The organism is Agrobacterium vaccinii (assembly GCF_021310995.1).
Lineage (GTDB): Bacteria > Pseudomonadota > Alphaproteobacteria > Rhizobiales > Rhizobiaceae > Agrobacterium > Agrobacterium vaccinii.
The window spans coordinates 317,897-335,890 of sequence record NZ_CP054151.1; the positions used below are offsets into that span (position 1 = coordinate 317,897).

Genomic DNA, 17,994 nt, shown 5'->3' on the forward strand with positions numbered 1-17,994 from the left:
GCTGTAGGAACTGACATCACTCGGCGTCGGATCTCAGTGGAAATGACAATTGCACAGTTGTTCCTTCGCCCTGCCTCGAAAATATCTGCGCCTCTCCACCGCTCTGGCGAACGAACCCATAAACCATCGCCAGACCAAGCCCCGCCCCGCCCTGATCGCCGCGCGTGGTGAAATAGGGCTCGAAAGCCTTGTCCACCGCCTCTGGCGTCATACCCGTCCCGTCGTCATCCACTTGCACCAGCAACAGATTTTCCGTTCGTCTGGCGCGGATGACGATCACCCCACCCTCTGGCATCGCGGCTGCGGAATTGAGACAGAGATTGAGGATGGATTGTTCGAAAAGCGCCGGGTCCAGAGGGATTTTGGGCATGCCCTCCTCAAGGTCGAGCCGAACATGGCATTTCACCCCGACGGCGATTTCAAGAATATCCGCCATTGTTCGCAACAGGCTGGCAATATCCATCGAGCTGGGGTGGATAGGATGCTGACTGCCGACTGAGAGCATGCTGCTGGCAAGCGAGCGACCACGGTCTGCTGCCTTTCGGATACGCGCGAGGTGACGCTTTTGACGGTCGTTGAAGCCAGCTTCCCGCTCCAACAGCCCAAGACTGCCGGTGATGATGCCGATCATGTTGCCGACTTCGTGACTGACCTGATGCGTCATGCGCATAATGCCATCGAGACGCTGGGCCTTGGACGCCTCTGCTTCCTGGCGGTCCATCGCGGTGACATCACGCGCCAGAAGTACGATGCCTCTGTCTGGTTGGCGTGAGAGCGAAATTTCGATGACCTGCTGGTCCTCTGCGCGGTGGCGAACGACGGCACGCTCCTGCAAGGTCCCGGAATGTGTGTGGCAAGGCAATAGCTCTGGATCGATTTCAGGAATGGCATGCGCGAATTTTCGCAGCGGCGACTTTCTCGATGCGGCGGATTTTCCGATGAGATCGATCACGCGACGGTTCATCGTAATCGGGTCGCCTGCAGCGTCGAACAGCGCGATACCCTCGTTCATGTTGCGAAACGTAGACCGTATCGTCCGCGCCGCAGCTTCCGCCGTGCGCCGCAAGCGTGTGACGCGCTCCACGCTGTCGTTGAAAGCCTTGAACGCATCCAGAAGCCTGATGAGCTCGGTTTCGTTACCGCTGTAGGAAGGCGGGCCGACATTCTTGTCGCCTGTCGCAAGGGCATTCATACCTTTCGACAGGGAGACGATGCCGCGTGACACACGCATGACGGAGTGAATGGAAAAAATAGCCAAGACGAGCACCAGCATCGAGGCTAGAGCAATGATGATCAACAGCTGATACAGTGCGTTCGATGTCGAGATCAGGTCGTCATTCAGCCCTTGCGCCACGGCATCGCTTTGGGATTCGGTGGCATGCGAAAGATCGCGCGACACATCATGGAGCTTCGATACGGAGGCGCGAATGGCAAACATCCCGAGAAGGTAGTTGGTCTGCGCTTCAAAAACCCGCTCATAGGGCAGAAGCCGCTCAGATGATACCCTGACATCCGGGGCTGACCTGTTCTGTCTTGCGTCCGTTTCGGAAACGTAGCGTCGGCGAAGTTCACCCAGTTGAAAAAGACTGTCGGACGTCGCCGCCGCCTGCACGATGCCGTTCAACTGACGCCTTAATGCCACGTCTTCAACACCCTCGCCCGTGGCGATTTCGCCCAGCGCCGCCGCAGCCTTGGCTTTATGATCCTGCGCCGCATCCGCATCCCGTGCCAGTTCTCGGGTTTGGGTGTGGATAAGGTTGAGCAACTCCACAATCTGGCCGCTCGCAAAACCTCTGATAACGGGGTCCTCTCCGTCACGACCGATCATGCTCAACAGACCGTCAACTTGTGCGACGACAGCACGGCTTTCGCTGGACACCCGGTAGGGCGAAGCGGCGTTCATCAGAAACGGCGCACTCGATACCAGATCGGAAACCTGTCTTGAAATCAGCGATGCTTTCGCAAGGCTTGAAAAGGCTTGCAATCCGTAAGCCGCCATCTCATTGCGCGCGCGCTGCAAGCCGTAGATCGCTGTGGCAGACAGGCTGAACACAAGACAGCAGATAAAGACGATGGCGAATGGCAGGCGAAACGCAATCGATGAGAGGAACGAACGACTGATCACGGCAAAAGCTCTGCCTCTTCTGTATGCAAAACATAGCCCTTCCCGCGCCGCGTCTTGATGTGCCGAGGTAAGTCGGGATTGAGCTCGATCTTTCTTCTCAGACGAAGCACCAGGACATCGACATTGCGATCGACATAGCGCTCACTCTCTGTGCCGAGCCGATCTAGAATCTGGGCCCTGCTGACAGGCTGGTTGGGTGTGCTGGCGAGGATTTCCAGCAGCGCGAACTCCGCTGTCGTCAGCGTGCGGCTGCGGTCCGTGAGACATGTCGCCTGTCGCCCATCAAGATCGATCGCCCAGTCTCCAAGTCGCAGCGATGACCGCGCATGATCCTTTTCGGTTTCCTTGTCATGCTTCAGGGTGGGGATGGTCCGGCGTAGAACCGCCTTCATACGGGCCGTCAGTTCAATCGGTTCGAAGGGTTTGACGACGTAATCATCGGCGGCGGTTTCCAAGCCCAGAACACGGTCGGCAGCACTTCCGGCAGCGGTGACCATGACGATACCAATGTCGGATTGCAGCCTCAGGCGTTGGGCAAATGTGCGGCCAGACGTGCCGGGCAGATTGTGGTCGACCAGCACGAGATGAACCTGTTCCCGCGCCAATATTGCCGAGGCCTCTTCCGCCGACCCAGCACATATCGGTATCCAGTCCTCTGCCTCCACGAGATCAGAGATCAGCTCCGCCATGTCCGGATCGTCTTCAACGATCAGAATTCGCGCCTTCTGATTTAGCAATGTGTCGTCCTCCCAAGGACACTATACGATTTTGCCTGTCGATGTTCAAAGACTAGCTGATGATGGGCTCCGACATATATGTAATAAATGTAATATTCTTCGGCACTGCGGTGCAAAATTGGTAACCATTCTTCGATTGCGCCGACCCGCAAATCTGACATGCTGACTTCGGAGATTGGAACGGGGAGGTTCCAAGAGGGAGGCTCTGTTGAAAGCACTGTTGGCTATAGCGACGGGAATGACGGCATGGCTTTGCGCTGTGGCTCCCGGCTTGGCTGATACCAAGCTGAACGTGCTGTGCGGCACGGACGAAGCTTGGTGCGTTCAGATGAAGCAGTCTTTCGAAGACCACACGGGCATTGGCATTTCCATAACCCGAAAGAGCACCGGCGAAATCCTCGACCAGATCAGGTCGGAGAGGTCGGCACCATCAGTCGATGTCTGGTGGGGTGGCACCGGTGACACGCACCTTCAGGCAGCCTCGGAAGAATTGCTTGAAGTCTACGTCCCAAAACATCAGGCCGACATTCTGCCCTGGGCACAAAATTTCTTCAAAATGTCAGGACAGCACTCTTCCGGCATTTATGCAGGAGCCCTTGGCTTTGCTTATAACGCGCAGGTTCTTGCGCAAAAAGCTTTGGCCGCACCCACCTGCTGGAAAGATCTATCCAACGATGCCTATCGGGGGCTCATTCAGGCGGGTAATCCTAATTCGTCTGGCACTGCCTTTACGATGCTCGCGACACTGGTTCAGCTTTTCGGAGAAGACGAGGCTTTCCGTTACATCGGCGCGCTGAACCGCAATGTCGTGGAATATACCAAATCCGGTTCGGCGCCGGTCAAGGCAGCAGCCAGAGGCGAGACCTTGATTGGAATTTCGTTCATGCATGATGCGGTGACCCAGAAGGAAGAAGGCTTTCCACTTGTGATCGTCGCTCCGTGCGAGGGCACGGGCTACGAAATCGGTGCTGTCAGTATCGTCAAGGGCACCGCAAAGATCGAGGCGGCGCAGAGCTTCGTGGAGTTTGCGTTGAGCCCTGAGGGCCAGGCGACGGGTGCGGCAGCAGGTCAGAACCAGGTCCCTTCGAATGCCAGGGCAGCGCTTCCACCGGCGGCCCCCGACATATCGCTGATAAAGATGGTCGATTACGACTTTGCCACCTTCGGCCAACCGGGGGAACGAAGTCGGCTTCTCAGGCGGTTCGATGCGGAAGTAACGGCCACGCAGTAATCGGCAGCACGACTTTCCACGCAATCATTCGACAGGCGGCATGGAAGCCCATGCCGTGAGGGCAAACTCGTGCCTTTCATTCAAATCCATCGCAAGCAACAGGAGGATAACGCATGCGACTTTCAGCTCTTTCCATTCTACTTTTTGCCGGAACATCCCTTGGGGCGGTTTCTGCACAGGCAGCGGGTGAACTCAACCTCATCTGCTCGGCAGATGTCGTTATTTGTGAACAGATGAAAGGGGATTTTGAAAAGTCTCACGATATCAAAGTCAATATGGTGCGCCTGTCTTCTGGCGAGACCTACGCGAAAATCCGCGCCGAAGCCCGCAACCCCAAAACCGATCTATGGTGGGCTGGTACGGGCGACCCGCACGTACAGGCAGCATCCGAAAACCTGACCATGGAATACAAATCGCCCATGCTGGACCAGTTGCAGGACTGGGCTAAGAAGCAGGCGGAAAGCACGGGTTACCGCACAGTCGGTGTTTATGCTGGAGCGCTGGGCTGGGGCTATAATACGACGATCTTCAAGGACAAGGGCTACAAGGAGCCACTATGCTGGGCAGATCTTCTCGCCCCTGAACTGAAGGGGGAAATCCAGATTGCCAACCCCAACTCATCCGGCACGGCCTATACCGCATTAGCGTCACTCGCGCAGATCATGGGCGAAGATCAGGCCATCGACTACCTCAAGAAGCTGAATGCCAATATTTCTCAATACACCAAATCGGGCTCGGCACCGGTAAAGGCAGCAGCCCGCGGCGAGACCGCGCTGGGCATCGTCTTCATGCATGACGCCGTGGCCCAGACTGCTGAAGGCTTTCCGATCAAGTCCATCGCCCCATGCGAGGGAACCGGCTACGAAATCGGCTCCATGTCGATCATCAAGGGTGCCCGCAATCTGGAGAATGCCAAGGTCTGGTACGATTGGGCATTGAAGCCTGATGTGCAGTCCAGAATGAAGGATGCCAAGTCTTTCCAGCTGCCGTCCAACAAGCAGGCCGAAGTGCCGAAGGAAGCGCCGAAGTTCGAAGACATCAAGCTGATCGACTACGACTTCAAGACCTACGGCGACCCGGTAAAGCGCAAGGCCTTGCTGGAGCGGTGGGACCGTGAAGTTGGCGCCGTCGCCAACTGATCCACAAGCGTCTGGACCGGTGGGACATCTGTACCGCCGGTCCATTTCTCCGGTGCCCGTTGCATCCTAATTCTTCTATCTTGAAACAAGCGAGGTAAGCCATGAAACGTGGCAATCGCAGGCTGGACATCGTCCTTGCACTCGGGGCAGCGGCCCTCATTCTTCTTCCCTGGTACAGAATTGAACGCGGTTTTTTCGGCTTTGGCTGGCTGCCAGATTTCCTGTCGTCTGAAACCTCGGCACCGGCTTTCTTGCAGATCGCCTCGCATGGCAAGCTCTGGCTGATCGGTGTCGTCATAATGTTTCTCGCGGCGTCTCTGACACGAACGATCAATAATCCGATGAAGCGCGGTCGACTCATGTCCATTATCGGTGCGGTTGGGCTGCTCTTTCTCTCGCTTCAAGGCCTTGCCATCGGCTTTACGGGCTGGACCTGGACTGTCAGCGAAACGATCTTCGGACAAATCGCAAACGGCCAGCCCTCCATGGGCGCGGGTGCTGTCACAATGGCCGTCGTTTTCGTGCTACTCTTCGCTTTCGGCCTGGCGGAACGAGGCGTCATGAAAGGTGATGCATTCATCGTCGCCTCCATATCGCTGCTGATCTTTCTCGTTGCGATCTTCGTCTTTTACCCGATTGGCAGTATGTTCACCGCATCGGTTCAGGACTTCGACGGCTCCTTCAATCCCGATGGCTTTATTCGAAACCTGCAAGACCCTGGCATCTGGAGCCTCGGCTGTGTGTTGGGCGAAGAGCGTTGCGGCGTGGCATGGCGCACCCTCGCCCTTGCGCTCATGACGGCCTCCGCCTCTACCCTGCTCGGGCTCGGTTTCGCGCTCGTTGCCACCCGCACGCGCTTCCCGTTCAAAAAGGGTCTGCGCCTCCTCACCGTTTTGCCGATCATCACACCGCCCTTCGTCATCGGCCTTGCGCTCACATTGCTATTTGGTCGCGCAGGTGTTGTCACCGAAGGGCTTTCGAACCTGTTCGGCATCGAGCCAGGACGCTGGCTCTACGGCTTGACCGGCATCTGGATCGCGCAGGTTCTGTCGTTCACGCCCATTTCGTTCCTTGTGCTCATCGGTGTCGTCGAAGGTGTCAGCCCGTCGATGGAAGAAGCATCGCAAACATTGCGGGCCGATCGTTGGCGCACCTTCTGGCGCGTCTCGCTACCACTGATGAAGCCCGGCCTCGCCAATGCATTCCTAATTGGCTTCATCGAAAGCATGGCCGATTTCGGCAACCCGCTCGTCCTTGGCGGCAGTCATGGCGTGCTGTCGACTGAAATCTTCTTTGCAGTCGTCGGCTCCCAGAACGACCCGTCCCGTGCGGCAGTTCTTGCTATGGTTCTGCTTTGCTTCACTCTTTCCGCCTTTCTTGCACAACGCTTTTGGCTTTCGGGCAAGAATTTCGCGACGGTGACCGGCAAGGGTGACAGCGGCGCGCATATTGCGCTGCCCCGCGGCTTGTCCATCGGCGTACATTCCGTTGTCGTACCGTGGATGCTGTTTACAATCGTCGTCTATGGCATGATCCTGATCGGCGGCTTCGTCAAAACCTGGGGTCTCGACAACTCGCTGACGCTGGACCATTACATCCGAGCCTTCTCCGTAGGCTTCAACAATGGCAGCATTTCCTGGACGGGCGTCGCCTGGAATTCATTCTGGACGACCATGAAGATCGCGCTGATCTCAGCGCCTCTAACGGCTGCTGTCGGCCTGCTGACAGCCTACATCATCGTGCGTCAGAAATTTGCCGGCAAGAACGTCTTCGAGTTCGCGCTGATGATGAGCTTTGCCATTCCCGGCACGGTGATCGGCGTCAGCTACATCATGGCGTTCAACCTGCCGCCCATCGAGATGACGGGATCGGCCCTCATTCTGATCGCCTGCTTCGTTTTCCGCAACATGCCGGTCGGCGTACGCGGCGGCATTGCAGCCATGAGCCAGCTCGACAAAAGTCTAGACGAGGCATCACTGACACTGCGGGCGGACAGTTTCCGCACCATCCGCAAAGTCATTCTACCGCTTTTGCGCCCAGCAATAACCGCTGCCCTCGTCTACTCTTTCGTCAGAGCGATCACGTCGATCAGCGCCGTTATTTTCCTTGTCAGCGCGGAATACAACATGGCCACATCCTACATCGTCGGCCTTGTTGAAAACGGAGAATACGGTGTGGCGATTGCTTACTCGTCCATGCTCATTGTGGTGATGATCACCGTTATCACGGGCTTCCAGCTCATTGTCGGGGAACGGCGCCTGAGACGCGAAAATCGTGTCGCCGGTGTTACGACCACCCCTACCGTTCCTCTCGTTCAGGAGAAAGCCGCATGATCAAGGTAAAACCCGGCTCCGTCACCTTCCAAAATGTTCGCAAGACATTCGGCGCATTCACTGCCATCCCCGATCTCTCCCTCACCATCGAACCGGGGACACTCGTCACCTTGCTGGGGCCTTCCGGCTGCGGCAAGACAACGACCCTTCGCATGCTGGCGGGGCTTGAGCATCCAAGCTCTGGCCGCATTCTGATCGGCGATACCGACGTTACGATGCTACCAGCTAACGAGCGTGACGTGTCGATGGTGTTTCAGTCCTATGCTCTTTTTCCACATATGACCGCCCTCGACAATGTTGCCTACGGCTTGCAATCATCAGGCCTTCGCAAAAACGATGCTCTTGAAAAGGCAGAGGAAGGCCTGAAACTCGTCGGCCTTGCGGGCATGGGTCAACGTCTTCCGGCGGAACTTTCCGGCGGACAGCAGCAACGTGTCGCCGTTGCCCGCGCGTTGGTGCTTGAACCCCAGGTTCTTCTGCTGGACGAACCGCTGTCCAATCTCGATGCACGCCTGCGCCGCCGCGTCCGCACCGAAATCCGGGAATTGCAGCAGCGCCTCGGCTTCACCGCAGTGTACGTCACGCATGATCAGGATGAAGCTCTGGCCGTCTCGGACCGCATCATCGTCATGAAGGATGGGGAAATCGCACAATCAGGCGCGCCGCGTGAGCTTTATGAAGCCCCAGCATCGCCCTTCATCGCCGACTTCATGGGCGAAGCAAACGTCATTCCCTGCGAGATCATCGGCGTCGAGGGCGAACAAGCCCTCATTCGCGTGGCGGGCGTCGATTATTCCGTCAAAGGGAGGGGCGCAAAGCCCGGCTCCGCGAAACTTGCCGTCAGACCCGGCTCAATCATCATCGGCGCGGCGGACGGCAGTGGGCTGGCAGGACGTGTCCTGCACAGCGCCTATCTCGGCGGCCACATCGAATATGAAGTGGAGACCGATGTCGGCACACTCTTCATCATAGACCACGCCATGGAAATGAGCCTGCCTGCGACGAGCGATGTCACGCTCGGGTTCAAAAGCCGTGGTATCGCACTGATCAACGGCTGAGACGCCGGACTTGCAATCAAAGGACATGACAATGACGACACATGAAAGCGCCATCGAACTGCGCTTTTCCCTGGCAAAGACACTCGCAGAAAAAGCTGGCGCAATGGCGCTGGATTATTTCAACCGACGCGAAACACTGGTGATAGAAACCAAGCGTGATCTTCACGACGTGGTTTCCATCGCTGACCGCAACGTCGAGACGCTTTTGCGCGAGCAGGTCGCCGAAGCGCTGCCGGAAGATGGGTTTTTAGGTGAAGAGTTCGGTTACACCGAAGGCCAATCCGGCTTTACCTGGGTCGTGGACCCCATCGATGGCACGGCACCTTTCGTCAACGGCATGCCGACATGGTGCGTGTCCATCGCAGTTCTTTATGACGGCATTCCTGTCGTCGGCGTTATCAAGGTGCCGTGCGAGGACGAACTCTATGCGTCGGCAGAAGGATTTGGCGCGACCCTTAACGGCAAGCAGCTTCGGCTCGACCCCGCACGGACGATCCAGAATGCGCTGATGGGCATCGGCAGCAACAATTACGTTACGCCCGACCGGGTTGGTGCCATCATTGCCTCTCTGCTGTCCATCGGTGGAAACTTCATCCGCAACGGCTCCGGCGCGCTGATGCTGGCCTATGTCGCTGCCGGGCGTCTGGTTGGTTATTATGAGCCCCATATGCGCGCCTGGGATTGCATGGCGGGGTTCTGCCTCGTTAAAGAAGCGGGTGGGCAGTACATGCCGTTTCCTTGCGACGGTGAAAACTTGATGCTTGGCAGCCCTGTCCTCGCCAGCAATCCAACCGCCTACGACGAGCTTTTCAATATTCACAAAGCTACGACAGCAAGCAATCGGTCATAGTCCAGACCCGTTCCGCTTTGAAAAGACACCACGGAACGAGCTTTTGTTCGGTCCGTGGCTGTCCCTTACTCTTCCGCCAGCTCACGGCTGGTATTTACGGTTAATTGCGCATTAACCATGATCAAGTAGCTGTAGATGTCTGCCCGCGATGTAAGCGGGCGATCTCAGCATTGGTCACCGCATGACACACCAGCTGCTTCCGGCCATGTACCGGCGTCTCGGCTTTTTTACAGCACTGGTTTCGCTCGCCCTCATATCGCCGTCCCTAGCGCAATCTGTCTGGACCGGTAGCGCCAACAATATGTTCAGCGATGGAGCGAATTGGAGCCCGACGCTGCCTGGCACCGCGGATGTGGCCGTTGTCGATACCGGGTCGCCGCAGGTCGATGACACCGCGACAATCGACAGGCTTGATGTCGGCGGCGGCAATGTCACGATCGCCAATACGGGCACGTTGACCGTTATCAATGGCAGCACCATCACCTCGGGAAGCATTGGCATCAACGCGGATGGCACGCTGAATTCAGATGTAAACCTCGATGGCGGCGGCCTTTTCATCGACGGGACACTCAACGGCAGACTGACGCTGAACAACGGCAATGTCGCGGTAAATGGAGCCCTGACGAGTGCCACGGTTGAGGCGGGAACGACGCTTTCCAACAATGGTGCGGTCAACGACGTGTCGGTGTCGTCGCAAGGCACCTTCACCAACAACAGCGCGGCGACGCTGGACACCTTAAACAATGCCGGAACCGCATCGAACGCCGGCACGATCGGCAATGTGACCAATACCGACGGAAGTTTCACCAACAATGTGGGTGGCACGGTCACCGGAAAAACCATCGTATCAGGCGGCACAGTTACGAACAATTTCGTGGTGACTGACGCTGACGTGGCGGCAGCCGCCGCCTTCTATAACAATAATGGCGCAACTGCCGGGAACATCAGGAATTCCGGCACCGTCGTCAACGCAGGCACCGTTGCCTCGCTCCAGAACGACGCCGGGAGTTTCACGAACAATACTGGCGGCTCGGTCACCGGGCTGACGACGGTTTCGGGCGGTACCGTGACTAACAATTTCATCGTCACCGATGCAGATGTTGCCTCCGCCGCCGCTTTCGTCAACAATGCGGGCGCGGCGGCTGGCAATGTCAAAAGCGCTGGTACGGTCACCAATTCAGGCACCATTTCCTCGGTCGAAAACGACAGCGGGACGCTGACCAATACCACCGGTGCGTCGATTGGTTCTGTGGTCAATGCAGGCAATGGTTCCAACGCCGGAACGATCGGCTCCCTGACCAACACGGCGGGGGATTTTACCAACAATGCAGGCGGCGAAATCGCGGGAAATACGATTTTGTCCGGCGGCAGGGTGACGAATAACTTCGTCGTCACAGCCGTGGATGTCGCCGCCGCTGCCGCCTTCGTCAACAATGGTAGCGCCACTGCTGGCGCTGTCAAAAATTCAGGCACCACGTCCAATGCAGGCACGATCGCCTCGCTTCAGAACGACGATGGCCTTTTCACCAACAATGCTGGCGGAACGGTCACCGGCGACACGCGGATCGCGGGCGGCGCGGTGGTCAACAACGCGGTACTCGCGGATGTAGACATCAGTACAGAGGGACGCTTCACCAATAACAGTGGCGCGACGGCAGGTGCTGTAACCAACTCAGGCAACGCGTCCAACGATGGGACCATCGCTTCCCTTGTCAACAATGATGGCGTCTTTTCCAATACCGGCACCATTAGCGGTGCGGTCACCGTTACCGGTGGTGAGTTGACCAATCAAGGAACGGTGGCAGGGACCATCTCCATTTTCGACGGCGGGTTGTTGTCTGGTACCGGTGTCGCCGGTGGGCTCACCGTCGGCAATGGCGGCATCCTGTCGCCCGGACCGGGCCTTCAAACGCTTGACTTCACTGGCAATGTCGTCTTTGACGCTGGCGCGATCTACCGGGTCGATATTGATGCGGCGGGTTTCTCCGACCGTTTGACTGCCACGGGCACTGTGAATCTTGGGAACAGCACTCTCGATATCCGTGCGGCCAGCACGAGCTATGGCCTGACGACCGACTACACAATCGTCACCGCAGGGGCGGTGAATGGTCAATTCGGGAACGTCGTGAGCGACTTCGCCTTTCTGTCTCCCACGTTGACCTATGATCCGACGATCGTCTACCTGCATCTTGACCGGAACTCCGTGCGCTTTCAGGACGTCGCTCAGACCGTCAACGATCGCGTCACTGCGACGGCGGTTGAAAATCTTGGATCGAACAACACACTCTATCGCGCCGTTCTGCCACTCGATGTCAGCGCTGCCGCAAGCGCGTTTTCCCAACTCAATGGCGAAGTTCATGCCTCGTTTAAGAGCAACCTCCTCTGGGAAACCAAACTGACCCGCGAGGCGATCATCGACCAAATGAACGCCGCGCCGGGACGGGTCTCCGAACAAGCGGATGAGGCATCATTCTGGACGACGGGTGTGCTGGCACAAGACAACTTTGCAGGCGATGGCACCGCGCGGGGCACCGGCGGCAGCAGCGCCGGAACGCTGATTGGTGGGGATGCACCCGTGTCTGACACCTGGCGCCTCGGTGGCGTCCTGGGATACAGCCACCTTTCGATGCAGCCGGACGCAAGTGCTGAATCCTACCATCTCGGCCTCTACGCGGCGGGTGATATTGGTCCGCTGGACCTTATCGGCGGCACGATCGTCACGAAAAACGATATCTCGACACGGCGCAACATCGCTTTTGGTGCATTCACCGATCAACTGTCTGGCAACTACGTGGGCACGACAGCGCAGATATTCGGCGATATCGCTTGGACGTTCGAGATCGACGACCTCAGCATCCAGCCTTTCGCAAACCTCGCCTACGTCAACCTCGACACCAAAGGCTTCACGGAAGATGGCGGGGCAGCGGCGCTGACCGTATCGGGTGGTTCAAGCGATCTCTCCATCTCCACGCTTGGCATGCGCTGGACTGCCAATCTTCGCGGTGGCGATCTGCCCGTTGTCGCATCGGGAATGCTGGGCTGGCGTCACGCCGCCGGTGATCTGGCGCCGATCTCCATTTCCAGCTTCGGTGGCAACGATCCGTTCATTCTGGAAGGCGTGACCATGCCAAGAGATGCCATGGTGATCAAAGCCGGTATCACCGCGGAGCTCTCAAAGGCCGCCCGTTTCAGCGTGACGTATGCGGGCGAGTTTGGCCGCGGCTTCAGCTCGAACGCCGCCTATGCCAATCTTTCCGTGAATTTCTAAGGACAGTTCGAATTGTAAAATATTCGCACGTGTTCAGGAACTAATCCAAACGGCCTGCGTTAATGCGCGGATGAAATTGCCGATAGGATTTGGCCAGCATATATGAAAGCACCAATCCTTCGCCCTCATGCACTCCCTCACGGTATTTGCAGCGTGTATATCCCACACGCGCCATGATTGCCGCTGTGCGTCTTCATCCTCTGAAATAATCTACCACTAAGAAACAACAGCATCGACCTGATGATTTTATTCGCAGGTCGTTCGCATCAGGTCCTCATCGGAAAGCAACATGGTTTCAGACAATGCAACGGTACCGGACGCTCAAAAACTAGATCCTACACTGACCGAAAAGGAAGTGGAGGAGGCCCGTCGCGCCTTTCTTCTCAGGCGCTTCTGGCAAAGCGCGCGCGGCTACTGGGGTGCCGGTGGTGACCGCTTTGCATGGATCGTCTGCATCGGCCTACTGGTTCTGATCGGTATCAACGTCGCGTTCCAATACGGCATCAACGTCTGGAACCGTGGGTTGTTCGATGCCATCGAGCAGCGCCATGCATCCGATGTCTATTACCTCGCATCGCTCTTTCCACCATTGGTGGCGGGCAGTGTTGGTCTTGTCACCGTACAGGTCTATGTCCGAATGCTCATCCAGCGACGCTGGCGCTCGTGGTTGACCAAATCGCTGATCGGACGTTGGTTGGCGAACGGACGTTACTATCAGCTGAACCTGATCGACGGAGATCATAAAAATCCGGAAGCGCGCATCTCGGAAGACATGCGCATTGCCACGGAATCGCCCGTCGATTTTACCGCCGGTGTGATCTCTGCCTTCGTTTCGGCATCGACGTTTATCGTCGTGCTCTGGACAATCGGTGGCGCACTGACCCTGCCGATTGGTGACTCCGTCATCACCATTCCGGGCTTTCTCGTCATTGCCGCCGTCATCTATGCGGTGATCACTTCCAGCTCGATTGCAGTGATCGGGCGCAATTTCGTGCGTGTCTCCGAAGACAAAAACCAAGTCGAGGCGGAGTTTCGCTATACGCTGACCCGCGTGCGCGAGAACGGTGAAAGCATCGCGCTGCTGGGCGGCGAGGAAGAAGAACGCAACGACCTCGACAAAACCTTTGCCAATGTGCGCCAGCAATGGCGGCTTCTTGCCAACCAGCATATGCGCACGACGCTGGTATCCCACAGTTCGATGCTGATCGCCCCGGTCGTTCCCGTCCTGCTATGCGCCCCAAAATTTCTGGCTGGCAGCATGTCCCTGGGCGAAGTGATGCAGGCGGCATCCGCCTTCACCATCGTTCAGGGCGCCTTCGGCTGGCTGGTTGATAATTACCCTCGACTTGCGGACTGGAATGCCTGCGCAAGACGCGTGGCTTCGCTGATGACATCGCTGGATGATCTGGAACGCGCCGAGCAAAGCGACGACATCGGCCGGATCAAGCGTGGCGATACGCAAGGGACGACGATGCTCAGCCTCAGCGACCTATCCGTTTCGCTTGGTGATGGCACCGCCGTGGTCAAGGAAACGCAGGTCGAGATCGAGCCAGGCGAAAGAGTTCTGGTTGCGGGAGAGTCCGGCTCGGGCAAGAGTACACTGGTGCGCGCCATCTCTGGTCTCTGGCCGTGGGGCGAAGGCAGCGTCAATTTCCATCCCGACCACCGCCTGTTCATGCTGCCGCAACGGCCCTACATTCCATCCGGCACATTGCAACGCGCCGTCGCCTACCCTCGCCCGGCGGATAGTTGGTCGGTCGAAGACATCAAGACCGCGCTCGAAAAGGTCGGCCTGGGTCAACTGGGTGAAAAGATCGAAGACGACGCGCCATGGGACCACACCCTATCGGGCGGCGAGAAGCAGCGTCTGGCCTTTGCGAGACTATTATTGCATGACCCCAATATCATCGTCCTTGATGAAGCGACATCGGCGCTCGATGAGAAGACGCAGGATCAGATGATGCAGATGCTGATCGATGAGTTGCCCGACGCTACGATCGTCAGCGTTGCGCACCGTGTGGAGCTGGAAGTCTTCCACACACGCAAGATCACGTTGGAAAGACGCGAAGGCGGTGCGAAACTTGTGAGCGACGTTGGTTTGAAGCAGCACACCCCAAAGCGCAAGAAGCTGCTGCGGCTGATCAAGAAGCCACGCGCCAGGCCAACGTAAGGCGTGGGTTTCTACTGAAATGCAAAAGGGGTTCGAGGCATGGCCACGAACCCCTTTTCTTATTCTACCCGCCTCGAATGTCGAAAGCGGATTTGCGTATCAGAACTGGCGTCTAAAGCCTGCTGTCACAGCATGGCTGCTGAAATCCGTGCTGGAGCTTGTGCCATCTACTGCGGTGAAGTTGAAGTTATCAGCAGCAGTGTAACGGTAGCCAATGTCGAACGTGGTGTTGCTGAACAGCGCGCTGTCTCTGAAGAACGAGATCGTATCGAGCTTGATGCCGACGCCCGCGTCGAGGTGGTATGCAAATTTGGTGTCGTCGTCATCCATGGCAATGCCAGTAACGCCCTGACGGTGCAATTCAAGGTTCATCGCGCCAACGCCACCACCGAGGTAAGGCGTGAAAGCCGTTGCCGTTTCGATGTCGAGATAACCGTTAACGTAGCCCTGGATTGCGCGGGCTTCACCGAAGGATGCGTTTCCGGCGTTCACGCCATTGACAGTGTGTTCGTTCACGTCCGCTGTGCCGTAACCGACTTCCAGTTCGAGACGTGGCGAGACAAAACCGTAGGAGCCGAAGCTGTAACCGGCGCGCAGCGCGCTGTAGAAACCAACGTCGTAATCAGTGCTGACGCCACCCGCAGTTGTGCCGAAGCCAGTGTCGTCCAGAAACGTCAGGCTGCTGAGCGTACCGAGATAAAAACCACCTGGATTGGATACGACCACTGGCTCAACTGGAGCAACGACATCGGCAGCATGAGCAGAAGATGCGAGCAGCCCCAAAAGGCCAGCAAGCTTAAGAGCGCGATTCATAAGAAAACCTTTCAAGATCAGCCCCCGCCGATGATTCTGATTTGGACAGATTGAGGGCTTGCGGTCGAGGGATTTGGCGAGATCAGACCATGCCACGCATCAGAATATGTCCAAGCCGTTGCTGATAAGCAACTGAATGGTAGGCACTACATAAAGGAATACCACAGGCGTTCATGAGAGTTTTCTTAATCTCAATCGGAACGCAATCGACTCCGAGGCCGTTTGATGAAGGATATCAAACTGAAGGAGGAAACGTAGAATGAGCATTTTCAGTAAAATCAGAGACGCAATTTTCGGTGGACCGGCGCAAGCCTCTCCCGCATCACCCAGTGCGGCAGAGCCGACACCTGCCCCATCTTCCGTACCTGAACCAGCGGCAACAACCGCTCCACCGGTCGGCGGCACTGGTCAAGCCGTGCCAAAAACCGCTGGCGCATCGGCACCTTCCACAAGTTCGGGGTCGCAGCCGGTAGACGTGGCAGCCCAACTGGACGCCGCCGTCAAGCGCAGCGGCCACAAGCTAGACTGGAAACACTCCATCGTTGATTTGATGAAGGCACTTGGAATGGATGCGAGCCTTGCAGAGCGCAAGGAACTTGCCGAGGAGCTCGGCTATACGAAAGAACTCAACGGTTCTGCTGAAATGAACACCTGGCTGCATAAGGCTTTGTTGAAAAAGCTGTCGGAGAATGGCGGCAAGGTTCCAAGTAACTTGCTGGACTAAAGCCATCGGCTTCATGGGAAGGCGGCGATGTTGCCGCCTTTTTTTTGCGTTTAGGCCCAACGGCGCATCGGCCCCATGTCGCTTGCCGGTGCGCACTCTATCACGCTTGCTCCCTTGGCGCGGTACAGGGCATCATCTGCGCGCTTTAGCGCGTCGTCACACGTCACTTCGCCATGCCGCACTTCGCTGAGGCCGAAGGAAGCACCTGTTATCAACCGCTTTTCCCTGACGAAATACGGATGCGACAGCAACTCCGAGAGTTGTCCGCAACGAGTACCCGCATCCACGGCTGATACGCCAGGCATGAACACGGCGAACTCATCTCCTCCGAGACGAAACACGACGTCCTCTGGCCGACAGCCGGATTTCAAGCGTTCAGCAACTTGTTTCAGCAACTCATCGCCAATGGCATGACCGTGCCGATCATTGACGGCTTTGAAACCATCGAGGTCGAGGCAGGCCACAATCAAGTTGCCAGCCGTTGAAAGTCTGGCAAACTCCGTGGCGATCAAAGATCGGTTTGCCAGGCCCGTCAGGAAGTCGTGAGTTGCGGCATGCCGCATCAGCTTTTCGGCCTCCACCAACGTACCGATGGCGCGACGGGACGTGCGTGTGGCGAAGATACCGCCAGCGATGAAAATAATCGTCAGCGCGGAGGCCAATGGCAGGAATTGGCGCAACAAATCATGAGCGGGCGTCAGCGGCTTCCAAGACAAGACCTGAGCTTGCCCATCGGGCCCAACGGCGATCTCGGCGCTGGCGCGGTCATCCGAAACCGTATTCGCTGGTCCGACGGCTGCATCATCGAGCATGAAGCGATCGCCGAGAAAGGTCTGTAGGCTGCCAGCTATCGGGATAGCAGAAATCAGCACCGGTCCACGGGCGTTGCGCAGGGTTGCCATCTTGAAATCGGATTGGAACAGGCTGGCCGTCAAGAGAACGGCGTCGTTGCCGATAACTTCGATCTTGCTGAAGACGATAGGTTCGGGGATGCCGGGCTTTCGTCCGCCCGCTTCACTTACACGCACCTTGTCGACCAGTGAGAGTGCGTCTTGCGCAATGACGTCAGCGCCCTGCGCGAAGAACGGGCGATCCTGAACCTCATCGGCAGTTTTCGAATAGATCAGTTTGTCATCGCTATCGAGAATGGCCACGAAACGGGTTCGCGATGTCCCGATCAGCGAACTACCGATGTTTCGATCGGCCCATTCAAGGTCGAAGGCGTTGTCGAGCTTGGCAATCGATTCGTCCCAGATCGTCCACGCCGTCAAAGCGAACTCGATGTCAGTGATCCAGATCGATATGTTTCGTTTGACCAGAACTTCCTGACGCTGTCGGTTCTCCGCATCGAGACGAGACACCCCAAAATAGGGGATGGCGGCAAGCGCGATCAACAATACTGCTACCAGCACCAGGGCTGGCACCACCAGTCTGAACTGCGAAAAGCGCGTGCTCATATTTACGTCCCGATTGCTCCAAGACTTCGATATGAGCGAGAGACTATTTAAGGCTGGTTAGCGGTCATGGATTTCGGCGCACGCGGTTA

Annotated in this window: 12 protein-coding genes; 8 read left to right on the forward strand and 4 right to left on the reverse strand. The window is 57.2% G+C overall.

Annotation, left to right across the window (positions count from 1 at the left end; translation table 11 throughout):
• Positions 1 to 16 precede the first annotated feature (16 nt).
• Both HRR99_RS16625 and HRR99_RS16630 read right to left on the reverse strand, forming a co-directional pair.
• Positions 17 to 2,125, reverse strand: a complete 2,109-nt coding sequence (locus HRR99_RS16625) for a sensor histidine kinase (RefSeq protein WP_112501321.1) — start codon at positions 2,123 to 2,125, stop codon at positions 17 to 19.
• The gene (locus tag HRR99_RS16630) at positions 2,122 to 2,862 is read right to left on the reverse strand and encodes a response regulator (RefSeq protein ID WP_111839497.1); all 741 of its coding nucleotides are present in this window, start codon (positions 2,860 to 2,862) and stop codon (positions 2,122 to 2,124) included. The genes HRR99_RS16625 and HRR99_RS16630 overlap by 4 nt, the downstream gene beginning before the upstream one ends.
• A 238-nt stretch (positions 2,863 to 3,100) precedes the next feature.
• On the opposite strand from HRR99_RS16630, the gene HRR99_RS16635 reads away from it, so the two are divergent.
• The 7 genes from HRR99_RS16635 to HRR99_RS16665 all read left to right on the forward strand — a co-directional run bounded on the left by HRR99_RS16635 (position 3,101) and on the right by HRR99_RS16665 (position 14,911).
• Positions 3,101 to 4,093, forward strand: a complete 993-nt coding sequence (locus HRR99_RS16635) for an ABC transporter substrate-binding protein (RefSeq protein WP_233124945.1) — start codon at positions 3,101 to 3,103, stop codon at positions 4,091 to 4,093.
• Positions 4,094 to 4,206: 113 nt separating this feature from the next.
• On the forward strand, positions 4,207 to 5,232 hold the full coding sequence (locus HRR99_RS16640; protein WP_233123822.1) for an ABC transporter substrate-binding protein: 1,026 nt from the start codon (positions 4,207 to 4,209) through the stop codon (positions 5,230 to 5,232).
• A gap of 101 nt (positions 5,233 to 5,333) precedes the next feature.
• Positions 5,334 to 7,565 carry an ABC transporter permease gene (locus HRR99_RS16645; protein ID WP_233123823.1) on the forward strand — a complete coding sequence of 744 codons (2,232 nt, stop codon included), beginning with the start codon at positions 5,334 to 5,336 and terminating at the stop codon, positions 7,563 to 7,565.
• Entirely contained in the window at positions 7,562 to 8,623 is a 1,062-nt protein-coding gene (locus HRR99_RS16650; RefSeq protein ID WP_233123824.1) for an ABC transporter ATP-binding protein, read from the forward strand. The genes HRR99_RS16645 and HRR99_RS16650 overlap by 4 nt, the downstream gene beginning before the upstream one ends.
• Before the next feature lie 31 nt (positions 8,624 to 8,654).
• Complete coding sequence (locus HRR99_RS16655) at positions 8,655 to 9,473, forward strand: inositol monophosphatase family protein (protein WP_233123825.1); 819 nt, start codon at positions 8,655 to 8,657, stop codon at positions 9,471 to 9,473.
• Between the two features lie 181 nt (positions 9,474 to 9,654).
• Entirely contained in the window at positions 9,655 to 12,741 is a 3,087-nt protein-coding gene (locus tag HRR99_RS16660; RefSeq protein ID WP_233123826.1) for an autotransporter outer membrane beta-barrel domain-containing protein, read from the forward strand.
• Positions 12,742 to 13,030: 289 nt separating this feature from the next.
• Positions 13,031 to 14,911 carry an ABC transporter ATP-binding protein/permease gene (locus HRR99_RS16665; protein ID WP_233123828.1) on the forward strand — a complete coding sequence of 627 codons (1,881 nt, stop codon included), beginning with the start codon at positions 13,031 to 13,033 and terminating at the stop codon, positions 14,909 to 14,911.
• Between the two features lie 99 nt (positions 14,912 to 15,010).
• Here HRR99_RS16665 and HRR99_RS16670 read toward each other — a convergent pair whose 3' ends face one another.
• A complete protein-coding gene (locus HRR99_RS16670; RefSeq protein ID WP_112501313.1) occupies positions 15,011 to 15,724 on the reverse strand; it encodes an outer membrane protein in 714 nt (237 codons plus the stop codon).
• Between the two features lie 259 nt (positions 15,725 to 15,983).
• On the opposite strand from HRR99_RS16670, the gene HRR99_RS16675 reads away from it, so the two are divergent.
• Positions 15,984 to 16,448 (forward strand): DUF3597 domain-containing protein, encoded by a 465-nt coding sequence (locus tag HRR99_RS16675; protein ID WP_233123830.1) that lies wholly within the window; start codon positions 15,984 to 15,986, stop codon positions 16,446 to 16,448.
• 50 nt (positions 16,449 to 16,498) lie between these two features.
• Here HRR99_RS16675 and HRR99_RS16680 read toward each other — a convergent pair whose 3' ends face one another.
• Complete coding sequence (locus HRR99_RS16680) at positions 16,499 to 17,905, reverse strand: sensor domain-containing diguanylate cyclase (protein ID WP_233123832.1); 1,407 nt, start codon at positions 17,903 to 17,905, stop codon at positions 16,499 to 16,501.
• Between the last annotated feature and the right edge of the window lie 89 nt (positions 17,906 to 17,994).

Excerpts from the sequence above, each read along its gene's own strand:
- HRR99_RS16635 (WP_233124945.1), top strand. The coding sequence starts at position 3,101 with ATGACGGCATGGCTTTGCGCTGTGGCTCCCGGCTTGGCTGATACCAAG.
- HRR99_RS16640 (WP_233123822.1), top strand. The coding sequence starts at position 4,207 with ATGCGACTTTCAGCTCTTTCCATTCTACTTTTTGCCGGAACATCCCTT.
- HRR99_RS16645 (WP_233123823.1), top strand. The coding sequence starts at position 5,334 with ATGAAACGTGGCAATCGCAGGCTGGACATCGTCCTTGCACTCGGGGCA.
- HRR99_RS16650 (WP_233123824.1), top strand. The coding sequence starts at position 7,562 with ATGATCAAGGTAAAACCCGGCTCCGTCACCTTCCAAAATGTTCGCAAG.
- HRR99_RS16655 (WP_233123825.1), top strand. The coding sequence starts at position 8,655 with ATGACGACACATGAAAGCGCCATCGAACTGCGCTTTTCCCTGGCAAAG.
- HRR99_RS16660 (WP_233123826.1), top strand. The coding sequence starts at position 9,655 with ATGACACACCAGCTGCTTCCGGCCATGTACCGGCGTCTCGGCTTTTTT.
- HRR99_RS16665 (WP_233123828.1), top strand. The coding sequence starts at position 13,031 with ATGGTTTCAGACAATGCAACGGTACCGGACGCTCAAAAACTAGATCCT.
- HRR99_RS16670 (WP_112501313.1), bottom strand. The coding sequence starts at position 15,724 with ATGAATCGCGCTCTTAAGCTTGCTGGCCTTTTGGGGCTGCTCGCATCT.
- HRR99_RS16675 (WP_233123830.1), top strand. The coding sequence starts at position 15,984 with ATGAGCATTTTCAGTAAAATCAGAGACGCAATTTTCGGTGGACCGGCG.
- HRR99_RS16680 (WP_233123832.1), bottom strand. The coding sequence starts at position 17,905 with ATGAGCACGCGCTTTTCGCAGTTCAGACTGGTGGTGCCAGCCCTGGTG.